The following is a 13368-nucleotide window of genomic DNA, read 5'->3' on the forward strand; positions in this document are numbered from 1 at the left end:
CGATCGACTGTGACGATAACCGATGTCCTGAGCGCGCTTGTCGCGGCCGACCCCGAGCTGGCGTCCTTCGCCGACGGCTACGCCGGCGCCGACCTCGCGACGCTCGACCTCCACGACGCGGAGACCGTGGCCGGGCTCGGCGTCGCACCCGAGCGCGCCGCTGCCGTCGCCGAGAAGCTCCGCGCGCGCCAGCGTGTCGCGCGCGTCGCGCCGACCCCGGCGGTCGCCGAGGGGCTGCTCGCGGCCGGCCTGGACTCCGCGCAGCGCATCGCGGCGCTGCCCGAGCACCGCTTCGTCCGCGAGCACGCGGCGCTCTTCGGCGGCGACGAGCATGCGGCGCGGGCGGCCCACCAGCGCGCGGTCGACGTCAAGGCCATCGTCCAGCACCTGCACGCCAACCTCCGCGACGTGCTCTCGCCGCACCTCGCGGCGCTGCGCGCCGACCCGGTGGCCGACGCCCTGCGCGACTACGTGACGCAGGTCCCCGACTACCGCGAGCTGTTCGGCCCGCTCGACGCGCTGGCGTGCGACCACTGCGCCTCGATCTTCGGGCCGGCCGCGTACTTCCTCGACCTCATGCGCGTGACCGAGGACTACATCACCGACGTCAACGCGCCGCCCGCGGGGCGCTCCCTGCGCGAGCGCCGCCCGGACCTGTTCTCGCTGGACCTGACGTGCGCCAACACCGACACGCCGCTGCCGACGCTGGAGATCGTCGCGTCCGTGCTGGCACGGCGGATCTCCGACGAGCTGCCGATCGCCGGCGGCGTCGCGACCGCCGGCGCGGCCGGGACGATCACGCTGGCGGCCGACGCGTCTCCCGACGACGGCGCCTACGCGGGCATGCTCGTCGCGATCGTCGACGGCACCGGCAAGGGGCAGCTTCGGACGATCACGGCCTACGCCGGCGCGACCAAGGTGGCCCAGGTCGACACCGAGTGGGCGGCCGTGCCCGACACCACGTCCGCCTACCGCGTCACGCGCGAGGCCTACGCGGCGCTGGCCGCGGCGCCGTATCCCTTCGACCTGCCGTGGAACCTGCCGCTGGAGCGCACGCGGCGGGCGCTCGGCGCACTGGGCACCGGGCTGGCCGACGTCTACCGCGAGCTGACCGGGCCCGCGACGACCGGTACCGCGCAGGCGGCCGGCACCGCCACGCTGCAGTTGGCCACCGGCGCTTCCTCCGACGACGGCGCGTACGTCGCGATGGAGCTCGTGCTCGTCGGGGGCACGGGCGCGGGACAGCGCCGTCCCGTCTCGGCCTACGCCGGAGGCACCCGTACGGCGACGGTGTTCCCGGCGTGGGCGGTCGCGCCCGACGCGACGACGCGCTACGAGGTGCGCGACGGCCGTGCCGGCGCGCGCGAGGCGCTCGGCCTGTCGATCGAGGAGCAGCAGATCCTCGTCACGCCGCAGACGACGGCCGCCGGGCTCGCGCCGTACTTCGGGCAGGCGTCGCTCGACCTCACCGCGCTCGCGGACGTCGAGACGTTCCTGACGACCACCGGCCTGAGCCGCTCGGGGCTCCACGCGCTGCTGACGCAGGGGCTGAGCGCGGCCGAGCTGGCCGCCGGCGGCGCCGCCGGGTTCTTCATCAACGCCACCGGGGAGGCCGACCCGCCGCTGCGCGTCGTCACCGACGCGACCGACCCCAACCGGCCGTTCCAGCGGATCGCCAACCTGACGCTTGCGCGGCTGGACCGGTTCAACCGCTTCAGTCGCCTCATCAATAAGCTCGACTGGAGCGCCGAGGCTGCCGACTGGGCGCTGCGCTCGATCGGCGCGACCGCCATCGACGTGCCGGCGCTCGTGCAGCTGGCCGCGATCCAGGGCCTCGCCCGGGACACCGGGCTCGGCGTGCTGGAGCTGTGCGCGTTCTGGGCCGACCTCAAGACGACGGGCCGCGGCGACGGCCCGGCACCGGCCGACCTCTTCGACCGCACGTTCAACGCACCCGCCGTCCTGGCCGGTGCCGACCCCTACGCCAGCGTCGCGCCGATCCCGTTCGACCCCGCGCGGCCGGTCACGTGGGACCCGTCCGTCACGACCGGGCCGGACGGCGCGACGCGGGGCCGGCTGCGCGCCGCGCTGCGCGTCAGCGACGACGACCTCACGCGGCTCGCGCGCTTCGTCGCCGCCCAGCTGGGCCGCACTCCGCCGCTGGTGCTCGACCTGGCGGCGCTGTCCTGGCTCTTCCGTCTGGCCGCGGGCGCGCGCGTCCAGGAGCTGCCCGTCGAGCAGTCGCTCCTGCTGTTGCGCCTGGAGCGCTTCCCGAGTAGCGCGCTGCCGCCCGCCGGCGCGCTGACCCCGACCGTGTCGACGGTCGTCGCCCAGCGCGAGATCGCCGCGTGGCTGACGGCCTCGCCGTTTACGGTCTGGTCGCTGGCCTACGTCATCGCCGGGCTGCGTACGTCGGGCTATCGCGCGCCCTACGAGCCGGACGCGATCGCCTCGCTGGTCGCGTCGCTGGCGGCGTTGGCGACGCCCGCGCGCGTCACGCCCGCCGCGCTGGCCGACGGGACGCTCACCGCGGAGGGCGCCGCCAGCCTCTTCGCCGCGCTCGTCGACGCCGAGCTGATCACGCCCGACGGCATCTCGCGCACGTCGGCGCAGCGGTTCGCGGCGGCGGCGGCCACGTTCCCGCTCGCCGCCGCCGACCTCGAGGGCGGCGCCGTGGGCCCGGCCGACGCGGCCGCGGCGTTCGCCGCGCTTGTGCACGCCGAGCCGCCGCTGCTGGTCGCCGCCAGCCCGGGACCGCCGCAGACCGCGACGCTGAGCCCGTTGTTCACCGGCGAGACCGACCTCGCCTTCCTCTTCCCCGACCAGGCCGAGGCGGCCAACAAGCGTGCGCAGGTCGCCGTGGTGCTGCTGGAGACGCGGAGGCGCGTCGCGGTCAGCGAGCTGGCGGCGCTGCTCCCGCTGACCGCCGCGAGCCTGACGTCGGGCGCCGTCGGCGCCGCGGCTGCGGAGCGGGCGCTGGCCGCGCTGATGGATCACGTGCCGCCGATCGTCGAGCGCGCGGTCGGCGCGGGCGAGCGCCGCACGATCAGCGCCTACGACGGGCCGACGCGCACGGCGACGGTGTCCGCCGCCTGGAGCCCGATCCCGGCGGCGCGTGCGCCCTACGCGGTCGTCGCGATCGTCACGAGCGGCACGGCCCAGGCCGGTTCGCTGACCGACGTCGCGCTCGGCGCGAGCGCGTCGTTGCAGACCGGCGCCTACGTCGGCATGCGCGTGGCGCTGACCGCCGGCGCGGGCGCCGGCGAGGCCAGCGCGATCGTCGCCTACGACGGCTTGACGCGCACCGCCCGGGTCGCGCGGCCCTGGGCCGTGGCGCCCGACGCATCGACCCAGTACGAGGTCGCGTCGGTGGTCGCCGAGGGCCTCGCCCGCGCGGTCGACGCCACGCACCTGCAGCTCGACGCGGCCGCGTCGTCGACCAACGGCGCCTACGACGCGATGGCGCTTGAGCTCGTGCCCAGCGGCACGCTGAGCCCGCTGTTCGGGCCGACGACCGACCTCGGCTTCCTGTTCCCGAGCGCCGGCGCGGGCCAGGTCCGGACGATCACCGCCTACACGGGCGCGCCGCGCGCCGCGACGGTCACCCCCGCGTGGGATGCGGACGCCGCGCCGGACGCCACGTCGCACTACCGGATCACGCGCGTGGCCGACAGCGGCACCGCGCAGGGCGCGACGGCCACGACGATCACGCTCGCCGCCAGCGCCTCGACCGACGACGGCGCCTACGACGGCATGGCGGTCCGCGTCACCGGCGGCAACGGCACCGGCGGCGCGGCCGTCGTCGCCGCCTACGTTGGCGCGACGCGCACGGCGACGCTGGCCGCGCCGTGGACGACGGTCCCCGACGCCACGTCGGCCTACGACGTGGTCGCGACCGTCGCGACCGGCGACGCGCGCGGCGGAGCGGCCGACACCGTCCTGCTCGCGCCCGACGCGTCGGCCGACGACGGCGCCTACATGTCGATGAGCGTCGCGCTCGTCGCCGCGCCGGACGCCGACCTCCAGCGCGGCCAGATCGCCCAGTCGCTGCTCGCGCTGCGCGCGACGATCGAGCGCGTTGCCGGCGCGCTGGGCACGGCAGCCGCCACGCAGCACGGCATCGCGCTGCAGGGGCTCGCGGACTTCCTGGGGACGAGCACGCAGCGTTTGGCGGCGATGATCCCGGTGGCAACTGCCTCGAGCGACCTCTCCGACGAGCTGGCCGACCTCCTCACGCCGCCGGCCGCCGGCCAGGTGCCCGACACGCTGGAGCACCTGATCGACCGGCTCGCCCGCGCGCAGGCCCTGTTCGAGCAGCTCGGCACCTCGGCCGTCCTGATGCGCGGCGTCGCGGAGCTGCCGCGCGCCTTCAACGTCGGCGACGTGCTGGACCTCTCGTTCGCCGATGTCCGCGCGTTGTCGGCGCTGGCGGTGCTCGACCGCGCGCTCGGCGAGGCGGGCGGCGTCGCGCTGGTCGACTACCTGCGCCGGCCTGCCGACCTGACGCCGCCTGGCCCCAAGGCCGACGCGCTCGCCGCGCTGACCGGCTGGCCCGCGGCGCAGATCGCGCAGCTCAGCAAGCTGCTGTGGCCGGGGGCGCCCGGCTTCGACGCCGCCGACGCCGGCACCGTCGCCGGGCTCGTCGTGCTCAAGCAGCGCTTCGACCTCGTGGCCCGCACCGGGCTGGACGTCGGGTCGCTGCTGACGCTTCAGCAGCTGGCGACGCGCGGCGTGCTCGTCGCCGGCGGCCAGGTCGACCACGCTGCGTGGGTCGCCTATGGGCAGGCCGCGACGCTGACGCTCGGCGCGCTGGCTGCGCGCTTCTCGGGCACGGACTTCGCCGCCGTCGACGAGGCGCTGACCAGCGGGCTCAACGAAGCCCGCCGCGATGCGCTCGTCGGCTACGCGATCCACCTGCTCGGCGACACGCTCGCGGGTCGCTCGCCCGAGGCGCTGTTCGAGTACCTGCTGATCGACGTCGAGATGGCCGGCTGCGCCCAGACGTCGTACATCGCGCAGGGCATCTCCGCGCTTCAGCTCTACCAGCAGCGCTGCCGGCTGATGCTCGAGCCCGGCATCACCGACCTGTCGCAGATCCCGGCGGTCTGGTGGGAGTGGCTGACGACCTACCGCGTGTGGGAGGCCAACCGCAAGGTCTTCCTCTACCCGGAGAACTACCTACGCCCCGGCGCCCGCAGCGGCGCGACGCCCGCCTTCGACGCGCTCGAGCAGAAGCTGCTGGAGACCCACGTCACCGACGCCACCGCGTCCGCGGCGCTGCGCGACTACCTCGGTGAGCTGACCACCATCTCCAACCTCGTGCTCTCCGGCGCCTACGAGGCGCGCCAGCCCCAGGCGGGGACCAGCGTCCCCTACGAGACGGGCCAGGTGGTGTCGGCGACGTCCACGACGGTCCGATTCCAGCAGGCCGCCTCGACGCTGTTCAACCGCTACGAGGGGATGACGGTCACGATCACGGCCGGCACCGGCAAGGGGCAGAAGGCGAAGGTCACAGGCTACGACGGCCAGGTGCGCATCGCCACGGTCGCGCCCGCGTGGAAGACCACGCCGGCCGGCGACTCGACCTACCTCGTCACCGGGCCGCGCGAGGTCGAGCGCCTCGTGCTCGTCGGCCGCACCGCCGACGACCCCGACGTCTACTACCACCGCAGCCACGAGACGACCGCGGGGTGGAGCCCGTGGAGCAAGATCCCGCTGACGATCCCGACGCCGCTGGTCGCGCCCGTCCTCGCGTTCGACCAGCTGCTGATCTTCTGGACGGAGCTGAAGGTCGTCGACGGCTCGCAGATCGCCTCCGGCACCGACCAGCAGCCGACCGCTCCGCACTCCAAGACGCTCACCAGCCACTCCGCGGCGGTGCGCTTCTCGTATCTGGGCGCGGACGGGACGTGGTCGGCGCCGCAGACGGCGGCAGAGAACGTCGTCTTCGACTACCAGCAAGACTACGCGTCGGTCGCCTACCTCGACGACGTCCTGGGCGGCTGGATCCCGTATCTCGACGGCTCGCTCGTCGTGTGGCGCAAGGTCTACCCGCTGCAGGTGCCGGGCCGGAAGGTCACCGAGCCGCGCAGCGTGCTCCGCGGCGAGCAGGTCATCGTCAACCACGGCTTCGCCGCGCCGTGGGCGCCCGACCAGCCGTGGCCGGATCCCGACGAGCCGGATCGGCGCGTCAACCCGGACCGGCGCCAGCTGGAGACGAGCGCCTACGAGCTGGCGCTGCGCAACATCGCGCTAGCCGACGCGCCGTTGTACCCCAACTCGGGATCGCTGCCGCTCGTGCCGTCCGTCGCGGTCGACACGGCGCGCAACCGGGCCGCCTTGGACACCGCGCTGTTCCGCTACCTGCCCGACGCGCCGCAGCCCTACATCCCGATCCTCGGTCGCTCGACGGGGACGCTGGGCATCGCGCCGTCGGCGACCGGAAACGTCTTCCTCGACGACTTCTACGCCGACGACTACCCGGGCGCGTCGATGCCCGACCGCCCGGCACCGGAGGTGCCGCTGCTGGCCGGGGCCGCCGGCCGGCTCGCGTCGGTCACCACGGTCACCAACCGGCCGGGGAGCTTCGTCTTCGACAACGGCGACGAGGCGTTCCTGGTGCGCGCGAGCGACCCGGGGCTGCTGACGGTCTCCGAGAGCCTGCTCGCCCAGGCGGCGACGCCGCCGATGCCGGCCCAGAACTTCTACCTGACGTCGCAGCAGCTCACCACGACCCATCCGGCCCCGCCGCTGAAGGACCTGACGTGGCGCTTTGAGCGCATCAGCACCGACGCGGGTCGGCGCCTCGCCGAGCGCCTCGCCGGCGGCGGCCTCGCGAGCCTGCTCGGCGTCGAGGCGCAGCGCACGCCGGAGGCGCCGTTCAGCCGCCTGCGCCCGGCGGTCTCGGCGATCGGCCCGGAGACCGATCAGCTCGACTTCCGCGGCGCCTATGGGACCTACTTCTGGGAGCTCTTCTTCCACGCGCCGTTCCTGGTCGCCGACACGCTCGGCAGCCAGCAGCGCTTCGCCGAGGCCCAGGCCTGGCTGCAGTACATCTTCGACCCGACCCAGCAGCCCGACCCCGACGACGCGGTCGGCAAGGAGCGGTTCTGGCGCTTCCTGCCGTTCCGCGACATGACGCTGCAGTCGCTGGCGCAGACGCTCGCCGACCCCGCGCAGGTCCAGGCATACGACGACGACCCGCTGGACCCCGACGCGATCGCGCGGCTGCGCATCGGGGCCTACGCCAAGGCGGTCGTCCTGCGCTACGTCACCAACCTGCTGGACTGGGCGGACTTCCTGTTCACCCAGGACACGCGCGAGTCGATCGACCAGGCCACCAACCTGTACGTGTTGGCCGGCGACCTGCTCGGGCCGTGTCCGGAGATCCTCGGCAGCGCGAAGCCCCCGGCGCCCGCGTCGTTCGACGACGTCCAGGCCGCCTACGACGGGCGCACGATCCAGTCCGGCACGGTGGCGTCGGCAACGGCCACGACGATCGTGCTCGACCAGGCCGCGTCGGGACGCGACGACGCCTACACCGGGTTCTACATCACGTTGACCGCCGGACCGGGCGCGGGCGACCCGCCGGCCTATGTGCTGGCCTACGACGGCGCAACCCGCACCGCCACGCTCGCGACGCCGTGGGGCACCGTGCCGACGACGCAGTCCAGCTACAGCGTCTTCGCCTCCGGCATCCCGCAGTTCCTGATCCGGATGGAGAGCAGCAGGATCGTGCACGAGGCGCTGGCCGGCGGCGCGACGCTCGACGCCGTCCCGTTCAACGACGTCGGCACGTACTTCTGTGTGCCCGAGAACGACCAGCTGGTCGGGATGTGGGATCGCGTCGACGACCGGCTCTACAAGATCCGCCACTGCATGAACATCGCGGGCCAGGTCCGGCCGCTGGCGCTGTTCGCGCCGCCGCTGAACCCGGCCGACCTGATCGCCGGCCGCCGCGCTGACGGCACCGCGCTGGCCGTCGCCGCCCACGCGCAGATGCCGGTGCCGAAGTACCGCTTCACCGCGCTGCTGGAGCGTGCCCGTGGCATGGCGGCCGCGGTCTCCCAGCTGGGCGGAGCGCTGCTCGGGGCGCTGGAGCGCCGTGACGGCGAGGCGCTGGCGCTGCTGCAGAGCTCCCAGCAGCGCCAGCTGCTGGAGCTCACGACGCTGATCAAGCAGCAGCAGGTCGAGGACGCGGTCCAGACCGGCGTCGGGCTGGACGCGAGCCTGGCCGCCGCGCAGGCGCGGCAGGAGTACTACAATGGGTTGGTCGCCGGCGGCATGTCGCCGGCGGAGGTGGCGAACATCGCCACGATGACGCTGGCCACCGTGTTCAACGTGGTGGGGTCGAGCCTGCGGACGGCGTCGTCGATCGCCTACGCGGCCCCGCAGGTGGGCTCGCCGTTCGCCATGACCTACGGCGGCCAGCAGCTCGGTTCGTCGCTGGCCACGGCGTCGGCCGTCTTCGACGGGCTGGCGCTGCTGTCCAACTTCGGCGCGCAGCTGAGCGCGACGCTGGCCCAGTACCAGCGCCGCGAGGCCGAATGGGCGATGCAGGCGACGCTCGCCACGCGCGACATCGAGCAGATCGTCGCGCAGCAGGCGGGCAACGTTGCGCGGCTGAAGATGGCCGAGCGCGACCTCGTCGCGCACCGCGCGTCGTTGGAGCAGAACGTGGCCATGGACCAGTTCCTGAAAGCCAAGTTCACCAGCCAGGAGCTCTACCAGTGGATGGCGACGCGGCTGTCGACGCTGCACTTCCAGACCTACGCGATTGCGCTCGACCTCGCGCGCTCGGTCCAGCGCGCCTACCAGTACGAGCTGGGCACCGACGACACGTTCGTCAGCTTCGGCTACTGGGACGACGGGCGCCGCGGGCTGCTCGCCGGCGAGGGTCTGACGCTCGCGCTGCACCAGATGGAGCAGGCATACCTGGAGCGCAACGGACGCGCGCTGGAGATCGAGAAGACGATCTCGCTCCTGCAGGTCAACCCGCGCGCGGTGCTCGACCTGATCGCCACCGGCGAGTGCACGTTCGAGCTGCCCGAGAAGCTGTTCGACGACGACTTCCCGGGCCACTACGCGCGCCGGGTGAAGTCGCTGGCGGTGTCGCTGCCCGCGATCACCGGCCCGTACCAGAACATCCACGCGACGCTGACGCAGCTGACCAACCAGCTCGTCGTCGCGCCCGACCCCGACACGGTGAGCTTCCTGCTCGGCACGCCCGACGCGCCGATCCCCGGCGCCGACACGCTGCGCTCGAACTGGTGGGCCAACCAGCAGATCGCGCTCTCCAGCGGCGTCTCGGACTCCGGCGTCTTCGAGCTGTCGCCCGCCGACGAGCGCTACCTGCCGTTCGAGGGGACGGGCGCGGTGTCGACCTGGCGGCTGAGCATGCCCAAGCAGACCAACCGCATCGACTTCGGGACGATCTCCGACGTCGTGCTGACGCTGCGCTACACGGCCCACGACGGCGGCGCGCGGTTCCGCGACCAGGTCGTCCGCCTCGGCCCGATGCGGACGACCAGCGGCAGCGCCTTCCTGCCGCTGGCGCAGCGCTACTCGACCGACTGGTACGCCTTCCTGCACCAGCCGCCGGAGGGCACGCGGCAGGTGCTCGACCTCAACTTGGAGGACCTGATCCCGGCGCACGTCGAGCGCGCCACGATCACGGGGTTCTTCTTCCACCTCGACGTCGCGGCCGGCGTGTCGGCCAGCGCCGGCAAGCCGTACCTGCACCTGCGGCTGGGCGGCGCCGCCGACGTCGCGTTCGACCTCGACGCCGGCGCCAGCCACACGCACATGTTCGCCTCGCCGCCGGCGGCCGGCGATCTCGAGGGCCCCGCGTCGCTGCAGGTCGTCCTGGCCGACACGCCGCCCGGGCTGCTGACCACCGGTCCCGCGCTGGACCCGAAGGTGGTCGAGAACGCCGTCCTCGTCTTGTTCTACGAAGGGCGGGTCGCGTGGTGACGCGTCGACCCGCCGACTGCCGCGCCGAATCGGCGCCCTTCCGAAGGAGCAGCAACTGATGTCCCCCGTGATCAGCCCCGAGCGCATCCAGGACGAACCCTGGTGGTACGGGCCGTGCCGTGACGCCATCCAGCAGATGGGCGCCAAGATGTGCGACGAGGTCCACTGCGCCGAGGCCGAGCAGCAGAACCACAAGATCTGTTACTGCGAGTCGCCGTGGCTGGACGGCTGCAAGAAGCTCGGCCACGGCGATCCCTCGTGCTGCAGCTACGACGCGACGTCGCCGGTGTTCGTCTCCGGTCCCAGCCCGTGCTACTGCTGCTGCGGGTGCTTCGCGGACGAGACGCACATCGCCACGACGAGCGTGACCGAGACCAGGCAGATCGGCGACTTCGTCGTCGGCGACCCGGTGTGGGTCGCGATGGATGCCGACCTGAAGTCCTGGGCCGAGGTGCCGGTCGCCTTCAGCGCCGGCACGGGCAAGACGGCGGGCGTCAACTCGCTGATCCGGATCCGGTACGGATCGGCCGAGCAGCCCGAGAGCGTGTACGCCAATCGCGACCAGTTGTTCATGCTGGCCGACCACAAGCTCAAGCGGACGGTCAAGCTGGTGCCGGGCGTCGACGAGCTCGTTCGACCGGACGGCTCGACCGTGCCGGTGCTGGACATGGCCGCGGGCCGCTACCGCAAGGGCGTCCACCACATCTCGACGACGACCGACCCGGGCAAGGGGGTCGCCGGGCACCTGCTCGTCGCCAACGGCCTGGTCGGCGGCGACTACGCGCTCCAGCTACAGGACCTCGAGCTCGACGCCCCGGACGTGCTGGTCGACGGGCATGCCGAGCTGCCGGACTTCGGCACCGCCGCGTACGTGGAGGCCTATCCGCAGCTGGCCGCCGACGAGCACGGCGCGGCGCCCGAGGGGCGCGATGCGACTGAAGTCTCCGCCGGGTTCGTCCCGTTCGGCGTGGCCGAGGTGGTCCCGGTGCCGGAGGACGCGCGGTCGTTCGTCACGCACGAGCAGGCACTCGACATCCAGAAGAACGGCAAGGCCTACCCGGTGTACACGGGCTCGGCGCAGGCGATGCTCGAGTACCTGTTCTCGGTGTACAGCGGCTTCAACCCGTCGGTGATGTTTAGGGTCGACGACGGCAACGAGATTCCCAATGCCTATGCCTTCCGGCAGTTCGACGTGCCGTTCGTGGTGATCAACGGCGGGCTGGCGCGGCAGACCGTGCTGAGCCTCGAGGGGCTGGCGCTGATCATCGGCCAGGCGCTCGGGCACCTGTACGGCGGTGACCCCTACAACGACCAGGGGTACTCGTGCACCGGTGTCGCCGACTTCGCGGCGACGGGCGCGTTCATCCCCGAGACCTTCTTCGGGTCCCGCTCGCGGCCGATCGTCGAGGCCGGGATGGTCCAGGTGCGCGAGCTGTTCAACCTGATCGACATCGATCACCGCGGCGGGGTTCCGGGCGACACCTGCACGTACATCAGCATCGACTGCCGCCTGGCGGCGCTGGAGGCGGGGGCCGACAGCAAGCTGCTGCCGGAGTGCGCGGGCGGGCCGCCGACGGCCACGCTGGAGGTCGTCGGCGCCGAGCTGCTGGCCGACGAGACCGGGGTGGCGGTGTCGTTCAACGAGACGCTAGACCCGGCCACCGTGACCGTCGCCGCGTTCGACTTCGCGCCGCCTGAGCCGGCGACCAAGGCGACGCTGGACGCCACCGGCAAGGTCGTGACGATCGAGGTGGCGCTCGAGCTGGACACGTCCTACAAGGTGACCGCGGTCACCGTGCTCAGCGCGGCGGGCCATGGCCTGGTGCCGGACAAGGACTGGGCGCGGTTCAAGACGCCGAAGGGCGACGGCGCGGAGCACGGCGGATGAGCGCGGCGATCGAGGCGCTGGTTGGCGCCGGGGAGGAGGGTGCGGAGCCCAGCGTGGAGGATCTGCGCGCGCGGCTCGGCGTCGCGCTGGAGCTCGACGCGCCCGCGCCGGAGGAGGTGTTCCGGCGCGCGGTCGACGACCCCGCGTTCGCGGAGGACCTGCTGACCTGCCGTGGCGCGCGGGGGTTCCTGCAGGCGCTGTTCGAGGCACCGGCGACGCGGGCATATGCCCGCGTCGCCGAGGGCGCGGGCGACGGCGGCGAGACGGCGGCGGGCGCGTCGCCGGAGGCGGGCAACCGCGAGCTGGTCGCCCGCGCCGCGGACGCCTTCGTGCGCTGGGGCCGAGCCGGGTTCTCGACCGTCGAGGAGGCCGTCCTGGCGCGCCGCGAGGCCGCGTGCCTCGCCTGCCCGCACCTCAGGGAGCCGACGGCCACCGTCCAGCGTCTCGTGCCTGGCCGGGAAGCCGACCGCCTCGGCGCGCGCACGGGCCGCCGCGTCTGCGACCTCTGCGGCTGCACGACCTCCCGCAAGATCCGCCTGCCGACCGAATCCTGCCCGGGTCGCGACCCGGCGGACGCCTCGCTCACGCGCTGGGGGGAGCCGGTGGCGTGAAGCGTGCGCGGAGCGGCGCCGAGTGGGTATTCCGCTGACTATGCGGTTCGCCGGTCCTACTGGTCGCGCTCGCCGGGCTCGTCGCGATCGCAGGGTGCGGCGGGGGCGACGACGAGCCGGCAGCCAACGCCCGGACCACGGCGGTGGCGGCTCCCGCCTACCGTTTGGCGCTCACCGCGCTGAGGCAGACGATTACGCGCGGACGTACCGTCGTGCTGTGCGCGCGCATCGGCGGCATCGCGGGCGGCGCGATTCCCGTCGAGCTGTGGTCTTACGTCCCCGGCCACCCGGACGCCGCGCGACGGGGGCGTCCAAGACCGGCGGCCTTCACCGTCCGTCCGGATCGCACGCTCGCCTACGAGCTGCGCGCCGACCACGGCCGACAGCACAGCAGCCCGGAGCTCATCGGCGTCAACCTGCCGGGACGCCTCCAGGCGGGTCTCATCAGCGCCGGCGGTGCACGGTTCACACTCCGGCTCCGCGCACCGTCCGGCACCCGGCCCAACCGCGCCGCCAGAGTCTTCCTCTACATCGCGCCGGCCGGGGGCGGCGCCGTGCGGATGCTTCCGAGCACGCGGCTGCGCCTCGTCGCACCAGGCGACATCCGCGCCACCTGGACGGCCCGCGTCGCGCACCCCAACAACGGGGACCGGTTCTATTCGTGCGCGCGCGAGCCGTTCGTCGTCGGCTTCGGGCTCAGCGACGCGCGCGACACGCGCTGCGGGAACGCCAACCGGACGGCGATCGACATCCGCGACGCGATCGCCGGGCGCAACTAAGAAGGTCTTTCAGAATAAGAAGGCGAGGCTCAGCGTGGCCGGATCGTGGATGCCGGGGTCGCGAGACGGTTCGCTGAGTCCGGCCTCTTTCTGAAAGACCTTCTAAGCCCCGGCCCGT

The 13368-nt window shown here is 73.3% G+C and carries 4 protein-coding genes; all 4 read left to right on the plus strand.

The window, feature by feature from the left end:
- Window positions 1-9: 9 nt before the first annotated feature.
- The 4 genes from VK501_RS04435 to VK501_RS04450 all read left to right on the plus strand — a co-directional run bounded on the left by VK501_RS04435 (window position 10) and on the right by VK501_RS04450 (window position 13250).
- The gene (locus tag VK501_RS04435; protein ID WP_324335045.1) at window positions 10-9972 is read left to right on the plus strand and encodes a neuraminidase-like domain-containing protein; all 9963 of its coding nucleotides are present in this window, start codon (window positions 10-12) and stop codon (window positions 9970-9972) included.
- A 58-nt stretch (window positions 9973-10030) separates the two neighbouring features.
- On the plus strand, window positions 10031-11860 hold the full coding sequence (locus VK501_RS04440; protein ID WP_324335048.1) for a hypothetical protein: 1830 nt from the start codon (window positions 10031-10033) through the stop codon (window positions 11858-11860).
- Window positions 11857-12471, plus strand: a complete 615-nt coding sequence (locus VK501_RS04445; RefSeq protein WP_324335050.1) for a hypothetical protein — start codon at window positions 11857-11859, stop codon at window positions 12469-12471. Before VK501_RS04440 ends, VK501_RS04445 begins: the two co-directional genes overlap by 4 nt.
- 212 nt (window positions 12472-12683) lie before the next feature.
- A complete protein-coding gene (locus tag VK501_RS04450) occupies window positions 12684-13250 on the plus strand; it encodes a hypothetical protein (RefSeq protein WP_324335052.1) in 567 nt (188 codons plus the stop codon).
- Window positions 13251-13368 lie beyond the last annotated feature (118 nt).

The sequence above is a fragment of the Baekduia sp. genome (genome assembly GCF_035318805.1).
Lineage (GTDB): Bacteria > Actinomycetota > Thermoleophilia > Solirubrobacterales > Solirubrobacteraceae > Baekduia.

Excerpts from the sequence above, each read along its gene's own strand:
- VK501_RS04440 (WP_324335048.1), top strand. The coding sequence starts at position 10,031 with ATGTCCCCCGTGATCAGCCCCGAGCGCATCCAGGACGAACCCTGGTGG.
- VK501_RS04445 (WP_324335050.1), top strand. The coding sequence starts at position 11,857 with ATGAGCGCGGCGATCGAGGCGCTGGTTGGCGCCGGGGAGGAGGGTGCG.